Here is a 16,783-nt window from a genome sequence, read left to right as displayed (position 1 = left end):
TCGATCAAAGATTCCTCGCCGCGCCTGGAATGACGCCGGTGCGAAGAACGATCTCGTAGTGGGTCGCGAAGTCGTCGAAGCTCGAGAGAGCGGCCCGGCCTTCGGGTTCGACGATGGCCGTCGAGATATCGTCGCCGGCGAAAGCCTTGATCGAGCCGAGCGAGTCCCAGAGTGTCATCGCGATGAACTCGGTCCGGTCCCCGGTCTCGCGCCGCAGCAACCAGGCGCCGCGATGGCCCGTGAGCCGGCCAAGCGAAGGGAACACGGCTCCGGTAGCATGTCGCTCATAGGTGTCGGCGGTGGAGGCCGGCGCCCAGCCGCGCCAAAGACGAGCGATCATGCGAGTGTGCTCCAGGGAGTTCTCCATCCCCTTTAGCGAGAAGGATTTCGACGGTATTGGCAGAAATTGCTCGGGTGCGCGTTGACAGGCCGAGGCACCGGCATTTGAGTGACGGCATGGCGCGCCGCGATCTCCGCAACTCGACCCAGTACTGGTGGGACCGACATCTCTCCGGCCTCAGTCTTCTCTGCGCCGACTTCACGACCCACGACTATCCGCCCCATGTGCATGACGCACTCGTGGTCGCGGTCACGGAGCAGGGTGGTTCCATCATTCGGAGCCGCGGCGAGGTCGAGGAGGCGCATCCCTCGACGCTGTTCGTCTTCAATCCGGCCGAGCCGCATGCGGGTTGGATGGGCTGGAGCAAGCGGTGGCGATATCGCGGCATGTACCTGACCCAGGCCGCCCTCGACCAGGTGGCTGCGGGCCTCGGCGTAGACTCGGTGCCGTACTTCACGCGCAATCTTTTCGGCGATCGCGATCTGATCGAAGGGTTCCTTGCGATGCATCGCGCGATCGAGCAGGGGCGCGATGTCTTCCGCGAGCACGAGCTCCTGATCGGATCGTTCGGCAAGCTCTTCCAGAGGCACGGAAGCGGCAGAAGCCGCATCGAACCGGCACCGCGCGACCGCGCTTTGTTCGCGCGGGTCGCTGAACGCATGCGGGCCGAATATGCCACCGAGCTTCGACTGGAGGATCTCGCCCAGCATGTCGGCCTCACGATTTTCCAGCTCATCGGCCTCTTCAAGCGGACGGTGGGCCTCGCGCCGCACGCCTATCTGACCCAGATCCGGCTCGGCATGGCCTGCCGACAGCTGCGACAGTCGTCGGCGCCCGCCGAGGTCGCGGCGGCGGTCGGATTCTACGACCAGAGCGCGCTCAACCGGCACTTCAAGCGCTGCTACGGCATCACCCCGCTCCAGTTCGCCCGGGCCGCAGCCGCGTAGGCAATTTTTGCCAATACGTCCGGGATTGCCGGCAGTATCGAGCGCGTATGCATCTCTATTGCCATGATCATCCGGAGACCCTGTCGCTCGGGACGGAGGTTGTCGACGCGCGGCCCGGCCGAGTGGCGCTGGCGCAATCGCCGTTCTATCCCGGCGGAGGAGGGCAGCTCGCCGATCGCGGCCTTCTTCGATGGAAGGGCGGTGAGGCGAAGGTCACAGGCTTCGAGCTGTCGGCGGGCAAGCTTTGGCATTTGCTCGATGCACCGGACGAAGTCGCCGGCGCCGTCGAAGCCGTCGTCGATCCGCACTTCCGGCGTCGGATGCGCCAGCTCCATACCGACACGCACATCCTGAATGCGCTCGTCTTCCAGGCCTTCGATGGCGCCCTCGTCACGGGCGTTCAGATGGCCGACGACGGCACGGCGCGCATGGATTTCGACGTGCCCGCTGCCGACAACGACCGATTGCGCGCGCTCGAAGGGCCGATCAACGACTTGATCCGTCAGGACATACCGCTGCGCTTCGTCTACGTACCGATGCACGAGGCTCAGGCCGAGCACGGCTTGATCCGCAGCCGCTCGGTCGCACCGCCACCGACACCGGACGGCAGGATCCGGGTCGTCGAGATCGTGGGCCTCGATCGCCAGGCCTGTGGCGGAACGCACCTTGCGTCGACCGGCGGTTCGCCGTCCATCCGCATCCTCAAGGTCGACAACAAGGGCCGCCACAACAGGCGCGTACGGATCGCGCTGACTGAATGATCTTGACTTTACCACAACATATGTTGCCTTATCTTTCAGGTAAGCAGCATATGTTGTTGAGACCACGACAGATTTTGGCCCCTGTGATCTTCGCCACGGTGTTCGGCTATTTCGGCTACCACCTCGTGAACGGCGATCGCGGCCTCTTGGCGATGGTCCACCTGCAGCGTGAGAACCAGATCGCCGATCAAAACCTCGCCGAGGCCGAGGCGACGCGGAAGATCTGGGAGTTGCGGGTGTCGGAGCTGCGCAACCAGAGCCTCGATCCCGACATGCTCGACGAGCGCGCCCGCGTCCTGCTGAACTACGCCGACAAGGACGACATCATCGTCTTCACGCCGACGCGATAATCCGGTTCGCTTCGCGGCCTGCTGAAACAAACTGTCCGAGCCGCGCAGGCGTGCGCAAACAATCGCTCAAATGTTGCGGCGCACGCTGGCTGCTTCTGGTTTTTTCCTGTTAGATCAATGACATCGGCGGCAGCAATGCTATAAGCCGCAACACGGCCTGTTGGAGGGGACTGCCATGGCGAAGCCGGTCGGGAAGGCGAAGGGGGAAACGCTTCCAGCCAAGAAGAAATCGGCGTCGAAGTCGCCCGGACCGGGTGACAACAGTGTCGGTCCCGACCAGCTCAAGACCTTCTACCGCGACATGTTGCTGATTCGCCGCTTCGAGGAGCGCGCCGGCCAGCTCTATGGCATGGGCCTGATCGGCGGCTTCTGCCATCTCTACATCGGCCAGGAGGCCGTCGTGGTGGGCATGCAGTCCACGGTCCGCGGCAAGGATTCGATCGTGACCTCCTATCGCGACCACGGGCACATGCTGGCCGCGGGCATGGATCCCAAGGGCGTGATGGCCGAGCTCACCGGCCGCAGCGGCGGATACTCCAAGGGCAAGGGCGGCTCCATGCACATGTTCAGCCGCGAGAAGAACTTCTTCGGCGGCCATGGCATCGTCGGCGCCCAGGTGCCGATTGGCACGGGGCTGGCCTTCGCGCACAAATACAACGGCACCAAGGATGTCTCGCTCACCTATCTCGGCGACGGCGCCGCCAACCAGGGACAGGTCTACGAAGCGATGAACATGGCGGCGCTCTGGAAGCTGCCGGTGGTCTACATCATAGAGAACAATCGCTACGGCATGGGCACGTCGGTCGAGCGCGCCTCGGCCATCACCGAACTCTACCGGCATGGCGAAGCGTTCGGCATCCCGGGCGAGGAGGTCGACGGCATGGATGTGCTGGCGGTGCGGGCGGCGGGCGAGAAGGCGGTCGAGCATGCCCGCAGCGGCGCCGGCCCCTATCTCCTCGAGATGCAGACCTACCGCTATCGCGGTCATTCCATGAGCGACCCCGCCAAGTACCGGAGCAAGGAAGAAGTGGACAAGTATCGCAGCGAGCGCGATCCGATCGATCATGTGCGCAAGCTCCTGATCGACGGCAAGATGGCGGACGAGGCCGCATTGAAGGCGGTCGATGCCGAGATCCGCAAGATCATCGGCGACGCCGCCGAGTATGCTCAGCACAGTCCCGAGCCCGATCCGTCGGAGTTGTGGACCGACGTCCTGGTCGGAGCCTGACCCATGTCCATCCCGGTTCTGATGCCCGCCCTCTCGCCCACCATGACCGAGGGCAAGCTCGCGAAGTGGCATGTGAAGGTCGGCGACGGCGTGAAGTCGGGGCAGGTGATCTGCGAGATCGAGACCGACAAGGCGACCATGGAGGTCGAGGCCGTCGACGAGGGGACGGTGGCGCAGATCCTCGTGCAGGAGGGCACCGAGGGAGTCGCCGTGAATACGCCGATCTGCATTCTCGCCGCCGAAGGAGAAAGCGTCGCAGATGCGGCGAAGGCCGCGCCACCCGCCGCTTCCGCAGCGAAGGCCGATGTTCCCGACACGGCCGGTGCACCGAAGGCCGAGCTGCCGCCGAAGCCTGCCGCACCGCCGATCGTGTCGGCACCGGCGGCCGAGCCGGAGTGGAAGGGCAAGACCGTCCGGCTCACCGTGCGCGAGGCGCTGCGCGACGCCATGGCCGAGGAGATGCGCCGCGACGAGAAGGTCTTCCTGATGGGCGAGGAAGTGGCGCAGTACCAGGGCGCCTACAAGGTGAGCCAGGGCCTGCTCGACGAGTTCGGCGCCAGGCGCGTGGTCGACACGCCGATCACCGAGCACGGCTTCGCCGGCCTCGGCGTCGGTGCAGCCTTCGCCGGGCTGCGGCCGATCGTCGAGTTCATGACCTTCAACTTCGCCATGCAGGCGATCGACCAGATCATCAACTCGGCGTCCAAGACCCTCTACATGTCGGGCGGCCAGATGGGCTGCCCGATCGTCTTTCGCGGTCCCAACGGTGCGGCGGCCCGCGTCGCCGCCCAGCACTCGCAATGCTACGCGAGCTGGTATGCGCATTGCCCGGGCCTGCGCGTCATCGCGCCCTGGAGCGCCACCGACGCCAAGGGCCTCCTGAAGGCCGCGATCCGCGATCCCAACCCGGTGATCTTCCTCGAGAACGAGATCCTCTACGGCCAGCAGTTCGAGGTGCCGGACGACTCCGACTTCGTCCTGCCGATCGGCAGGGCCAGGATCGAGCGGCCGGGCAAGGACGTCACCATCGCCGCCTTCTCGATCATGGTCGGCAAGGCACTGCAGGCGGCGGAGGAGCTGGCCAAGCAGGGGATCGACGCCGAGGTGATCAACCTGCGCAGCCTGCGTCCGCTCGACACCGAGACCATCGTCGAGTCGGTCAAGAAGACCAACCGACTGGTCTCGGTCGAGGAAGGCTGGCCGTTCGCCGGCATCGGCTCGGAGCTTGCCGCCCAGATGATGGACCATGCCTTCGACTGGCTCGACGCGCCGGTGAAGCGAGTGGCTGGCCTCGACATCCCGCTGCCCTACGCGGCCAACCTCGAGAAGCTGGCACTGCCGCAGCCGGAGAACATCGTCGAGGCCGCCCGCGCGGTCTGCAATCGCTGAGGGCAGGGGGGAGCATGTCGATCAATATTCTGATGCCTGCGCTCTCGCCCACCATGACCGAGGGCAAGCTCGCCAAGTGGCATGTGAAGGTCGGCGACACGGTGACGGCCGGCCAGGTGGTCTGCGAGATCGAGACCGACAAGGCGACGATGGAAGTCGAGGCGGTCGACGAAGGCAAGGTCGGCCAGATCGTGGTCCCCGAAGGCGCCGAGGGCGTGAAGGTGAACGCCGTCATTGCGATCCTTCTCGAGGAAGGCGAGACATCGGTGCCGGCCGGCGCAGCGGCCGCAGCGGCGCCACCTGCGCCAGCGGCGGCTCGACCGGCAAAGGCAGAACCCGTGCCGGCGCCAGCCGTAGCGAAACCGGCGTCGGCCCCCGCACCGCAGCCGGCACCGGCCGCGGCGCCTGGCGGCCAGCGCATTTTCGCATCACCCTTGGCGAAGCGCATCGCGGCCGAGAAGGGCATCAATCTCGGGACGATCAAGGGCTCGGGCCCTCACGGACGGATCGTGAAGGTCGATGTCGAGAGCGCCAGGCCGGGCGCGGCGCCGGCCGCTGTTCCCGCCGCGCGCCCGACGCCGAGCGCGCCCGCGCAGCCGATCATCACCGCGCCGGGCGACCAGCGCGTGCCGCACACGGCGGTGCGCAAGGTCATCGCGCGGCGCATGCTCGAGTCCAAGCAGACCGTACCGCATTTCTATCTCACGGTCGAATTCGAGATCGATGCGCTGCTCGCGGCGCGGCAGGCGATCAACGATGTCGCCCGCAAGCAGGAGGCGAAGGTCTCGGTCAACGACATGCTGATCAAGGCCTGCGCCAAGGCGCTGCGCGATCATCCGGAATGCAACGCCTCCTGGACCGAGGAGGAGATGATCCAGTACGGGGCGGTCGACATCTCCGTCGCCGTCGCGACCGATCGCGGCCTGATCACGCCCATCGTGCGCAATGCCGACATGAAAGGCATGGCGCAGATCTCGATCGAGATGAAGGATCTCGCGGCGCGCGCCAAGACCGGCAAGCTGAAGCTCGAGGAGTTCCAGGGCGGCGGCTTCACCATCTCCAACCTCGGCATGTTCGGCGTCAGGGAGTTCGCCGCCATCATCAACCCGCCGCAGGCGATGATCCTTGCCGTCGGCGCGGGCGAGGAGCGGGTCGTGGTGCGCAAAGGCGAAATGGCGGTGCGCCACATGATGAGCTGCACGCTGGCGGTCGATCACCGTGTCGTCGATGGCGCCATGGGCGCGCGCTTTCTGCAGACCCTGCGGGCTTATGTCGAGCAGCCCGCGGCGATGCTGGTCTAGGAGTCGAGGCATGGCCGACACGAACTTCGACATCATTGTCGTGGGCGGCGGACCGGGCGGCTATGTCGCCGCGATCCGCGCCGCCCAGCTCGGCATGAAGACCGCCGTGGTCGAACGCGAGCATATGGGCGGCATCTGCCTCAACTGGGGCTGCATTCCGACCAAGGCGCTGCTGCGCACCTCGGAAGTTTATGGCCTGATCAAGCATGCCGACTCCTTCGGCCTTTCGGTCAAGGACGTCTCCTACGACGCCAAGAAGATCGTCGAGCGCTCGCGCAAGGTCGCGAACCAGCTCAGCAACGGCGTCAAAGGCCTGATGCGCAAGAACAAGATCACGGTGTTCGACGGCACCGCGAAGCTCGCCGGCACCGAGGGCGGGCAGCGCAAGCTCGCCGTGGCGATGAACGACAAGAGCAGCCTGTCGCTCACGGCCAAGAACGTGATCCTGGCCACGGGCGCCCGTGCCCGCCAGCTTCCCGGCCTCGAGACCGACGGCAAGCTCGTCTGGAGCTACAGGGAAGCGATGGTGCCGCCGGAGTTCCCGAAGTCGCTGCTGGTGGTCGGCTCGGGCGCCATCGGCATCGAGTTCGCGAGCTTCTTCCGTACCATGGGAGCGGAAGTGACCGTGTGCGAGGTCCTTGATCGCATCCTGCCGGTCGAGGACGAGGAAGTGTCGGCCTTCGCCAAGCGTGCCTTCGAGAAGCAGGGCATGAAGATCCTGACGAGCGCCACCGCTTCAATCGTCAAGAAGGGGGCCAACAGCGTCACGGCCGCGATCACTTCGGCCGGCAAGACCCAGGAGATCACTGTCGACCGCGTGATCAGCGCCGTGGGGATTGTCGGCAACGTGGAGAATATCGGCCTCGAAGGGACCAGGGTGAAGGTCGAGAAGACCCATATCGTGATCGACCCATGGGGCTTCACCGGTGAGCCCAATGTCTATGCGATCGGCGATGTCGCGGGGCCGCCCTGGCTTGCGCACAAGGCGATGCACGAGGGCGTGGTCGTGGTGGAGAAGATCGCCGGCGTGAAGGGTGTGCACCCGCTGGTCACGACGAACATTCCGGGTTGCACCTACTGCCAGCCCCAGGTGGCGAGCATCGGACTTACAGAGGCGGCGGCCAAGGCCAACGGCCGGCAGGTCAAGGTCGGCAAATTCCCCTTCATCGGCAACGGCAAGGCGATCGCGCTGGGAGAGCCCGAAGGCTTCATCAAGACCGTGTTCGATGCCAAGACCGGCGAGCTCCTAGGGGCGCACATGATCGGCGCCGAGGTGACCGAGCTGATCCAGGGCTACGGCGTGGCCAAGACCCTGGAGACGACCGAGGCGGAGCTGATGGCCACGGTGTTCCCGCATCCGACTCTCTCGGAAATGATGCACGAGTCGGTACTGGCGGCGTACGGTCGGACGCTCCATATCTAGACGACATGGACGGCTCGCTCGACAAGGCCCCGCTCAGCCGCGCCGAACGCCATCCCGAGAAGGCGAATCGGCCGGACAACCCCATTCCGCGCAAGCCGGAATGGATTCGCGTGCGTGCGCCCAACTCGCCCGAATATGCCGAGACGAAACGCCTGATGCGCCAGTACGGTCTCGCTACGGTGTGCGAGGAGGCGGCCTGTCCCAATATCGGCGAGTGCTGGAAGCACAAGCACGCCACCTTCATGATCATGGGCGAGACCTGCACGCGGGCCTGCGCCTTCTGCAATGTCGCGACCGGCAAGCCCGGGGCGCTCAATCCGCACGAGCCTGCAAATATCGCCCAGGCGGTCGGCAAGCTGGGCCTCGGCCACGTGGTGGTGACCTCGGTCGATCGCGACGATCTGGACGATGGCGGGGCGGGGCACTTCGCCCGGGTGATTGAAGCCCTGCACGAGTCGGCGCCCTCGACCACCGTCGAGGTTCTGACGCCGGACTTCATGCGCAAGCGCGGCGCCATCGAGACCGTCGTGGCTGCACGCCCCGACGTGTTCAACCACAACCTCGAGACGGTGCCGCGCCTCTATCCGGCGATCCGACCGGGCGCGCGATACTTCACCTCGCTTCACCTGCTGGCGCGCGTGAAGGAGATCGATCCGGCGATGTTCACCAAGTCGGGCCTGATGGTAGGGCTCGGCGAGACGCGCGAGGAGATCCTGCAGGTGATGGACGACCTGCGCGCCGCCGATGTCGATTTCCTGACTGTCGGGCAATATCTGCAGCCCACACCCAAGCACGCGCCGCTCGCACGCTTCTGGACGCCCGCCGAGTTCGAGGAGCTGGCGGCGCACGCGCGGGCCAAGGGCTTCCTGATGGTCTCGGCCTCGCCGCTCACGCGCTCGAGCTATCATGCCGGCGCCGACTTCGCACGCCTCCGTGCCGCGCGCGCGGCCCATACAAAGTCCTGAACCGCCGTGGCCACGACACGACATACCGAGCGAAAGGTCGTTGCCTTCGCTCCCCGACAGCTTTTTGACCTGGTCGCCGACGTCCCGCGCTATCCGGAATTCCTGCCATGGTGCACGGCGGCGCGTATCCGCCGACGTGAGGCGCCCAATGTCGAGGTCGACGAGGTCGCGATCGGTTTCGGGCCGTTCCACGAGAAGTTCGTCTCGCGCGTGACCCTCGTTCCCGACGATCCCGACCGGCTGCGCATCGAGACCGTCGGCATCGAGGGCCCATTCCGCATCTTGTCGAGCCACTGGACGTTCCAACCTCACCCCGACGGGACGGTCATCGATTTCTCGCTGGAGTTCGAGTTCCGTTCGCGGATATTGCAGCACACGGTGCGCGTGCTGTTCGCGGAGGCCGTCAAGCGCATGGTGGCGGCGTTCGAGGCCCGTGCCCGCCAACTCTACGGCGAGCCTACCGCTCAGCCAGCGACGCGAGCAACGCAAGCGCGGTGATCACCGCGATGCGGCGGATGCCGTCGCGGTCGCCGTGGAAGATATGGCGTTCAGTGATCGGCTCGCGCCCCTTCCGAAGCGCGCCGAAGTGCACAAGACCTACCGGCTTTTCGGCGGTGCCGCCGCCGGGACCGGCGACACCGGTGACGGAGACGGCGAGATCGGCGTCGGAATGGCGCAGCGCACCCGACGCCATGGCCCGGGCAACCGGTTCGCTCACCGCGCCATGCTTCATGATCGTGTCCCAGCGCACCCCGATCATGTCGCGCTTGGCTTCGTTGGAGTAGGTGACGAAGGCGCGGTCGACGACGTCGGACGAGCCCGCGATCGCCGTCAGCGTGGCCGCGATCAGGCCACCGGTGCAGGACTCGGCGGTTGCGACCTTGAGCCCGTGATGGCGGCAGGCATTCAGCACGCGCTCGGCCGCTTCTCTCATCTCGTGATCGAACATCAGTTCCTCGGAATCTCCACGGTGGCGACGGCCTGCGCGGCAATGCCTTCGCGCCGGCCGGTGAAGCCCAGACCCTCGGTGGTCGTCGCCTTCACGCTGACGCGCTCCGGCGAAACGGCGGCGATCCGCGCGACGCTTGCGACCATCGCCTCACGGTGCGGGCCAATGCGCGGCGCCTCGCAGACGAGGGTGAGATCGAGATGGACGATACGGCCGCCGCGCGCGGCGAGCAGCTCGACAGCGTGCCGGAGAAAGCGGTCGGACGACACGCCGCGCCATTGCGGATCCGACGGCGGAAAGTGCCTGCCGATATCGCCGGCGCCGATCGTGCCCAATACGGCATCGGTCAGCGCGTGCAGGGCCACATCGGCATCGGAGTGTCCAGCCAGCGCCTGGCTGTGCGGAACGGCAACGCCGCACAGCATGACCGCATTGCCGGCGGCGAAGCCATGGACGTCGTAGCCGAAAGCGGTGCGCGTCTCCATCACCGTCGCCCGCGCAAGATCGTCCGTCGTCGTGATCTTCCGATTGTCGTCGCTGCCTGCCACCATCACCACCTTCAATCCCACCCGCTCCGCGACCGCCGCGTCGTCGGTCAGCGCAGTGGCCTCGGCTGCGGCCAACGCTGCCGCGGCACGATGCGCCTCCAGCAGGCGGGCGAATCGGAAGATCTGCGGCGTCTGCGCCCGCCAGAGGTTCGCCCGCGGCACGGTCTCGAGGACGGCGTTCTGCAGATCGGTCCGCTTTACCGTATCGGCCAGCGGCACACCCAGCACGGCCCCGTCGACGCCCTTCGCCGCTGCCGCCGTCAGACAGGCGGTGATATCGGGCGGACGCACGAAAGGCCGCGCTGCATCGTGGATCGCGACGAAGTCCGGGGCGTCACCGGCCAGGGCCTCGAGGCCGTTGAGCACGGATTGCTGCCGGCTTGCACCGCCCGGGACGGGTCGGGCCAGGCCAAGATCCCCGGCGACGGTGACGTAGTGCACCTCGTCTTCAGGGGCGATGACGACGCGAATGGCAGTGATTTCCGGAGTCGCCCGGTAGGCAAGGATCGTCTGGCGCAGCACCGGCCGGCCATTGAGGAGGGCATATTGCTTGGGCAGGGGGCCGCCGAAGCGACTGCCGCGTCCGGCGGCGACGATGAGGGCGGTGCAGCTTGTCACGGCCGCTAGATAACATCGGCACGCCGGAGACGCACTTCCGCCTCTTGCGCCGCCCGCGGTGACCCGCTAATCCTCGGCTCAATAATTGTGCACCGCACAAGTTGCCTATTAAGTGATCAGCAGCATGGCCAGCCAACCCCGCCTTCGCCCTGTCGATATCGGCCCGGTCCGCCTCGAGGACCCCGTCATCCTGGCGCCGATGTCGGGCGTCACCGACATGCCGTTCCGCCAGATGGTGAAGCGCGGCGGGGCCGGGCTTGTCGTTTCCGAGATGATCGCCTCGGCGGCGATGGTGCGCGAGAACCGCAAGACCCTCCTGATGGCAAAGAATTCGCCCGAGGAATTCCCGATGGCCGTCCAGCTCGCCGGCTGCGAGCCCGAGGTGATGGCCGACGCGGCGAAGCTGAACGAGGATCGGGGCGCCGCGATCATCGACATCAACTTCGGCTGCCCGGTGAAGAAGGTCGTGAACGGCCATGCCGGCTCGTCACTGATGCGTGACGAGGTCCATGCCGCCAGGATCCTCGAGGCGACGGTGAAGGCGGTGAAGCTTCCGGTGACGCTCAAGATGCGGACAGGGTGGGACTCGGCCAATCGCAATGCACCTGCGCTCGCGCGCATCGCCGAGCAATGCGGCATCAGGATGCTGACGGTGCATGGCCGTACGCGCTGCCAGTTCTACGATGGGAAGGCCGACTGGGCATTCATCCGCGAGGTCAAGGCGGCGACCAGCCTGCCGGTGATCGCCAACGGCGATATCAATTCGCTCGACGATGTCGACCAGGCGCTGGAGCAGTCGGGCGCCGACGGCATCATGATCGGGCGCGGCGCCTACGGCCGTCCGTGGTTCCTCAACCAGACGATCCATTACCTGCGCACCGGCGAGAAGCTGGCCGAGCCGTCGTTGGCCGACCAGTACGCGGCCGTGCGGTCGCATTTCGAGGCAATGCTCGAGCACTACGGCGCCGAGACCGGCGTGCGCATGGCGCGCAAGCATCTTGGCTGGTACTCCAAGGGCCTGCCGGCATCGGCCGAGTTCCGCGCTGCCGTGAACCGCGAGACCGAGCCCGACAAGGTGCGTGCGATGCTCGCCGACTTCTTTTTGCCGGCGGTCGAGCGACAGGCCGCGTGACGATGGTCGTGCAGCCCCTGAGGCGCACCGAGCTTGCGAACGATCCGTTCCCGAGCGCGATTCTCGATTCGCTCTCGGAAGCCGTCATCGTGGTCGACGGCGAGGGGCTGGTGCATTACGCCAACCTCGCGGCCGAGCAGTTCTTCGGCGCCGGCCGAACACGCCTCATGGGTCATCCGCTGGCCGAGTTCATCCCCCGGGATTCGCCGCTCTTCTCCCTGCTCGAACAGGTACTGGCGAGCGGCGGCGCCGTCGCCGAGAGCGGTGTCACCTTGGCATCGCCGCGCATCGGCAATCATTTCTGTGCGCTGCGCCTCGCGCCGATCGTGGAGCGCGACGGGCTGGTGTCGATCTCGCTGGTCGAGCAATCGATCGCGCGCAACATCGATCGGCAGATGTCGCATCGCAACGCCGCCCGGTCGGTGAGCGCGCTGGCCGCCATGCTCGCGCACGAGGTCAAGAACCCGCTGTCGGGAATCCGCGGCGCGGCGCAGCTCCTCGAGCAGTCGCTGCCCGACAGCGAGCGCGAGCTCACCGGCCTCATCTGCGAGGAGACCGACCGTATCGTGGCGCTGGTGGATCGCATGGAGGCCTTCGCCGACGGTCGGCCGATCGATCGCGGGCCGGTCAATATCCATCAGGTTCTCAACCACGTCCGGCGGCTCTCGGAAACCGGCTTCGGCAAGGGCGTGCGCTTCGTCGAGACCTATGATCCTTCGTTGCCCGACGTGTTCGGCGACCGCGACCAGCTCATCCAGGTCTTCCTCAATCTGGTGAAGAACGCCTGCGAGGCGCCCGGCGAGGGCGAGCGCGAGATCGAGATGTCGACCGCCTATCGCCATGGGTTGCGACTCGCTGTGCCGGGCCAGCAGGCTCGGGTCAACCTGCCGCTGGTCGTCTCGATCCGTGACAACGGCCGCGGCGTGTCCGACGAGATCCGCGGCCATCTGTTCGACGCCTTCGTCACCAACAAGCCGACGGGTACGGGCCTGGGGCTGGCGCTGGTCGCCAAAATCATCAACGATCATGGCGGCGCCATCGAATATGACAGCGAGCCGGGCCGGACGGTCTTTCGCGTCATGCTGCCGCTGCAGCCGTCGCAGGCCGCTCGATGAGCACGGCGGCCACCATTCTGGTCGCCGATGACGATCGGGCCATCCGCACTGTCCTGCACCAGGCGCTCGGCCGCCAGGGCCACACGGTCCGCAGCACCGGCGCCGCCGCCACCCTCTGGCAATGGGTCCAGGAAGGCGAGGGCCAGCTCGTGATCACCGACGTGGTGATGCCCGACGAGAACGGCCTCGATCTCGTGCCGCGCATCCGCAAGCTCCGGCCGGACCTGCGCATCATCGTGATGAGCGCGCAGTCGACGCTGCTCACGGCCGTGCGCGCCGCCGAGCGCGGCGCCTTCGACTATCTGCCCAAGCCTTTCGACCTCAACGAGCTCGTCTCGGTGGTCAACCGCGCGCTGTCGGCGCCGGCGATCCCCGCCGCTCGCCACGCGCTGCCGGAGGAGGGCGAGCGCCTGCCGCTGGTCGGCCGATCGCCGGCGATGCAGGAGATCTACCGGACGCTGGCCCGCTTGATGGCGACCGATCTCACCGTCATGGTCACGGGCGAGTCCGGCACCGGCAAGGAGCTGGTGGCGCGCGCCCTGCACGACTACGGCAAGCGGCGCAAGGGGCCGTTCGTGGCGCTCAATATGGCCGCGATCCCGCGCGAGCTGATCGAAAGCGAGCTGTTCGGCCACGAGCGCGGGGCCTTCACCGGTGCCGTCCAGCGCTCGGCAGGCAAGTTCGAGCAGGCGGCGGGCGGCACGCTCTTCCTCGACGAGATCGGCGACATGCCGCCCGAGGCCCAGACGCGCCTGCTGCGTGTCCTGCAGGAAGGCGAATATACGACGGTCGGCGGCCGCACCCCGATCAAGGCCAATGTGCGCATCGTTGCCGCGACCCATCGCGACCTGCGCCGCCTCATCCAGCAGGGACTTTTCCGCGAGGACCTGTTCTATCGCCTCAACGTCGTGCCGATCCGCCTGCCGCCCTTGCGCGAGCGCCTTGATGATATTCCCGAGCTCGTCAATCATTTCCTGCAGGCGGTCGCCATCGACGGATTGCCGACCAAGGTGCTCTCGCCGGACGCGATGGCGCGCCTGCGCCAGTATCGCTGGCCGGGCAATGTGCGCGAGCTCGAGAACCTCGTGCGCCGTCTGTCGGCGCTCTACTCGGAGGAGGTGATCGGGCCGGAGACGATCGAGGGCGAACTCGCGGACGCGCTCATGCCGCCCGAGCCCGAACAGAACAACAGCGGCGCGGACGGCGAGGATACGCTCACGGACGCCGTCGATCGCCACCTGCAGGCGCTGTTCACGGCGCACGGCGACCGCCTGCCGCCGGACGGCATGTATGACAGGATCATTTCGGAGGTCGAGCGGCCGCTGATCTCGCTGGCGCTGTGGGCGACGCGCGGTAACCAGTTGCGCGCCGCCCGACTTCTGGGGCTCAATCGCAACACGTTGCGCAAGAAGATCAAGGACCTCGACGTTCCCGTGGTGCGCGCGCCGCAGGGCCGCCGGGGCGGGTGACTTGGTGACAGTATCGCCGGGCGTCTCACGCTTCAGCGAGCGGATGAATGCGATTGGCCGCGCATTGACGGGCCGGGTCGCCGCCATCTCGCTGGCGACACTCGCCGTTCTTGCCGGCGCGGCGACCTACGCCTGGCTGACCGGCTTCGCGCCGGCCAGTTTCAGCACGACGGGCTGGATGACCGGCCTCCTGGTCGCGGACCTCGTCGTGGCGACCGCACTCGTTGCGCTGCTGGCGGTGCGGTTGACACAACTCTGGCTCGATCGGCGGCGAGGCGCCGCGGGATCGCGCCTGCATATGCGGCTGGTGCTGATCTGCAGTCTTTTCACGGTGACGCCGACGCTGATCGTCACCATCATCCTGTCGCTGCTGGTCATCAACCTGACCGACTTCGTCGTGAAGCCCTCGCAGGCCGCCTACGAGACGGCACGAGCGATCGGCGAGCCGGTACGGCGTGCGCGCGAGGAGGAGATCCTGCGCGACATCGCCGCGATCTCCGCGCCTCTGCAAAGCCTCGGCGTGCAGGCGTTGCGCAACAAGGAGGCGACCGAAAAGGCCCTGGCGCGGCTGATCGAGGGGCGGCCGTTGATCGAGGCCGACGTGGTCGATGCCGACAAGGGCCTGATCGCGCGTGCGGTCGCGCCCAACGAAAAGCCGATCGCAAATCCCGTTCCGCCGGCGAAGTATCTCTGGCAGGCCGTCAACCAGGCGCGTCCGGTGCAGTTCGAGTCCGAGCACGGCGCCTACTTCGTCATGCAGCTTTTCGTCGATGAGCCGCTCTTCCTGGTGACCGGCCACGCCGTCGACCTGCGCGTCGTCGACTACATCAAGAGCATCGACTTCGCCGGCAAGTTCTACGCCCAGATCGAGCAGGCGCTGCGCCGCAGCCAGCTCATCATCTTCGTCGTCTGCGGGGCCATCGCGCTGCTGATGCTGCTGGCGGCCGTCTGGCTTGCAATTCAGGTCGCGACCCGCCTGACGGCCCCCATCGGCGGCCTGATGGCGGCAGCGGAGAAGGTTCGCGGAGGCGATCTCGGCGCGCGCGTGGAGGAGGGGCCGCCGAACGACGAGCTCGGCCAGCTCGCGCGTTCGTTCAACCGCATGACCAGCCAGATCGAGCAGCAGCGCGGCGAGCTGATCGCCGCGAACAAGGAGCTCGACCGTCGCCGCCGCCTGACCGACGCGGTGCTGGCCGGCGTTTCGGCCGGCGTGCTGAGCGTCGACGGGGCGGGTGTCATCACCCGCAGCAACAGCTCGGCGCTCGGCCTCCTGGCCCTGCCCGAGGACGGCGTGCTCGGCCGCCAGCTCATCGATGTCATGCCCGAGATCGCGCCGCTCGTGGCGCAGGCGGCCGAGCGCCCCGACCGTTTGACCCAGGGGCAGGCCGAGATCATGCACGGCGGCGTTCGCCGTATTCTGCTGGTCCGCATCAGCGCCGCTTCGGACTCGGGATCGGTCGTCACGTTCGACGACGTCACCGAGCTCATGTCGGCGCAGCGGATGGCGGCCTGGGGCGATGTGGCGCGGCGCATCGCGCACGAGATCAAGAATCCGCTGACGCCGATCCAGCTCTCCGCCGAACGGCTGCGGCGGCGTTACCTGAAGCAGATCAAGGAAGATCCCGAAACCTTCTCGACCTGCACCGACACGATCATCCGCCAGGTCGGCGACATCGGCCGCATGGTGGACGAGTTCTCTTCCTTCGCCCGCATGCCGCGGCCCACAGTGCAGCCCGAGGATGCACGCGAGCTCTGCCAGCAGGCGCTATTCCTCCAGCGCAGCGGCAACGCCGATATCCGCTACCATGCGGACTTGCCCGGCCGGCCGGTGCCGCTGATCTGCGACAGGCGGCAGGTGGGCCAGGTGCTCACCAACATCCTGAAGAATGCGGCCGAGGCGATCGAGGGCCGGGCGCCGCGCAACGGCGAGCCGCTGCCGGCGGGCGAGATTTCGCTTGCGCTGAAGGACGAAGGTACGAGTGTGCGCATTGTCGTCGAGGACAACGGCAAGGGATTGCCCAAGGAGGGCCGCGATCGCCTGACCGAGCCCTATATGACGACCCGCAGCAAGGGCACGGGCCTCGGGCTCGCCATCGTCAAGAAGATCATGGAGGACCATGGCGGGCAGCTTCTGCTCGAGGACCGCGAGGCTGGCGGCGCCCGCATCAGTCTGGTATTCCGGCGGGACGCGAAAGAGATCGCGTCGGTCAAGTCGCAGGCGACAGCCGCACAATGATCCGTTGAACTG

At 66.8% G+C, this 16,783-nt stretch carries 16 protein-coding genes; 13 read left to right on the top strand and 3 right to left on the bottom strand.

Annotated features, from left to right (window positions below; all coding sequences use genetic code 11):
- Positions 1–4: 4 nt before the first annotated feature.
- A complete protein-coding gene (locus tag OJF58_RS24160) occupies positions 5–340 on the bottom strand; it encodes an antibiotic biosynthesis monooxygenase (protein ID WP_300780424.1) in 336 nt (111 codons plus the stop codon).
- A 116-nt stretch (positions 341–456) separates the two neighbouring features.
- On the opposite strand from OJF58_RS24160, the gene OJF58_RS24155 reads away from it, so the two are divergent.
- The 9 genes from OJF58_RS24155 to OJF58_RS24115 all read left to right on the top strand — a co-directional run bounded on the left by OJF58_RS24155 (position 457) and on the right by OJF58_RS24115 (position 9,202).
- Positions 457–1,287, top strand: coding sequence for an AraC family transcriptional regulator (locus OJF58_RS24155; RefSeq protein WP_300780423.1), 831 nt, complete (start codon positions 457–459; stop codon positions 1,285–1,287).
- A 47-nt stretch (positions 1,288–1,334) separates the two neighbouring features.
- Positions 1,335–2,048, top strand: a complete 714-nt coding sequence (locus OJF58_RS24150; RefSeq protein ID WP_300780422.1) for an alanyl-tRNA editing protein — start codon at positions 1,335–1,337, stop codon at positions 2,046–2,048.
- Between the two features lie 83 nt (positions 2,049–2,131).
- Entirely contained in the window at positions 2,132–2,398 is a 267-nt protein-coding gene (locus tag OJF58_RS24145; RefSeq protein WP_300785387.1) for a septum formation initiator family protein, read from the top strand.
- Between the two features lie 175 nt (positions 2,399–2,573).
- Entirely contained in the window at positions 2,574–3,626 is a 1,053-nt protein-coding gene (gene pdhA, locus OJF58_RS24140; RefSeq protein ID WP_300780421.1) for a pyruvate dehydrogenase (acetyl-transferring) E1 component subunit alpha, read from the top strand.
- Between the two features lie 3 nt (positions 3,627–3,629).
- Positions 3,630–5,015, top strand: coding sequence for a pyruvate dehydrogenase complex E1 component subunit beta (locus OJF58_RS24135; RefSeq protein WP_300780420.1), 1,386 nt, complete (start codon positions 3,630–3,632; stop codon positions 5,013–5,015).
- A gap of 14 nt (positions 5,016–5,029) precedes the next feature.
- A complete protein-coding gene (locus OJF58_RS24130) occupies positions 5,030–6,316 on the top strand; it encodes a pyruvate dehydrogenase complex dihydrolipoamide acetyltransferase (protein WP_300780419.1) in 1,287 nt (428 codons plus the stop codon).
- Between the two features lie 10 nt (positions 6,317–6,326).
- Positions 6,327–7,739 (top strand): dihydrolipoyl dehydrogenase, encoded by a 1,413-nt coding sequence (lpdA, locus tag OJF58_RS24125; protein WP_300780418.1) that lies wholly within the window; start codon positions 6,327–6,329, stop codon positions 7,737–7,739.
- 5 nt (positions 7,740–7,744) lie between these two features.
- Positions 7,745–8,704 carry a lipoyl synthase gene (gene lipA / locus OJF58_RS24120; RefSeq protein WP_300780417.1) on the top strand — a complete coding sequence of 320 codons (960 nt, stop codon included), beginning with the start codon at positions 7,745–7,747 and terminating at the stop codon, positions 8,702–8,704.
- A gap of 6 nt (positions 8,705–8,710) precedes the next feature.
- Complete coding sequence (locus OJF58_RS24115; protein ID WP_300780416.1) at positions 8,711–9,202, top strand: type II toxin-antitoxin system RatA family toxin; 492 nt, start codon at positions 8,711–8,713, stop codon at positions 9,200–9,202.
- Here the strand turns inward: OJF58_RS24115 and OJF58_RS24110 are convergent.
- Together OJF58_RS24110 and OJF58_RS24105 are read right to left on the bottom strand one after the other, a co-directional pair.
- Positions 9,162–9,653 carry a CinA family protein gene (locus OJF58_RS24110; RefSeq protein WP_300780415.1) on the bottom strand — a complete coding sequence of 164 codons (492 nt, stop codon included), beginning with the start codon at positions 9,651–9,653 and terminating at the stop codon, positions 9,162–9,164. The two genes, OJF58_RS24115 and OJF58_RS24110, sit on opposite strands and share 41 nt — an antisense overlap.
- Positions 9,653–10,819: a bifunctional 2-C-methyl-D-erythritol 4-phosphate cytidylyltransferase/2-C-methyl-D-erythritol 2,4-cyclodiphosphate synthase gene (locus OJF58_RS24105; RefSeq protein ID WP_300780414.1), complete on the bottom strand. Its 1,167-nt coding sequence runs from the start codon at positions 10,817–10,819 to the stop codon at positions 9,653–9,655. The genes OJF58_RS24110 and OJF58_RS24105 overlap by 1 nt, the downstream gene beginning before the upstream one ends.
- A gap of 124 nt (positions 10,820–10,943) precedes the next feature.
- On the opposite strand from OJF58_RS24105, the gene dusB reads away from it, so the two are divergent.
- From dusB to OJF58_RS24085, 4 genes are read left to right on the top strand one after another with little or no spacing between them, the layout of a single operon-like run.
- Positions 10,944–11,951, top strand: coding sequence for a tRNA dihydrouridine synthase DusB (gene dusB, locus OJF58_RS24100; protein WP_300780413.1), 1,008 nt, complete (start codon positions 10,944–10,946; stop codon positions 11,949–11,951).
- 2 nt (positions 11,952–11,953) lie between these two features.
- On the top strand, positions 11,954–13,066 hold the full coding sequence (locus OJF58_RS24095) for an ATP-binding protein (protein WP_300780412.1): 1,113 nt from the start codon (positions 11,954–11,956) through the stop codon (positions 13,064–13,066).
- On the top strand, positions 13,063–14,535 hold the full coding sequence (gene ntrC, locus OJF58_RS24090; RefSeq protein WP_300780411.1) for a nitrogen regulation protein NR(I): 1,473 nt from the start codon (positions 13,063–13,065) through the stop codon (positions 14,533–14,535). Before OJF58_RS24095 ends, ntrC begins: the two co-directional genes overlap by 4 nt.
- A gap of 4 nt (positions 14,536–14,539) precedes the next feature.
- The gene (locus OJF58_RS24085) at positions 14,540–16,771 is read left to right on the top strand and encodes an ATP-binding protein (RefSeq protein WP_300780410.1); all 2,232 of its coding nucleotides are present in this window, start codon (positions 14,540–14,542) and stop codon (positions 16,769–16,771) included.
- Positions 16,772–16,783 lie beyond the last annotated feature (12 nt).

Source organism: Enhydrobacter sp., assembly GCF_030246845.1.
Taxonomy (GTDB): domain Bacteria; phylum Pseudomonadota; class Alphaproteobacteria; order Reyranellales; family Reyranellaceae; genus Reyranella.
Note: the sequence above shows the minus strand (reverse complement) of the source record. Positions and strands in the feature narration are given on the sequence as shown.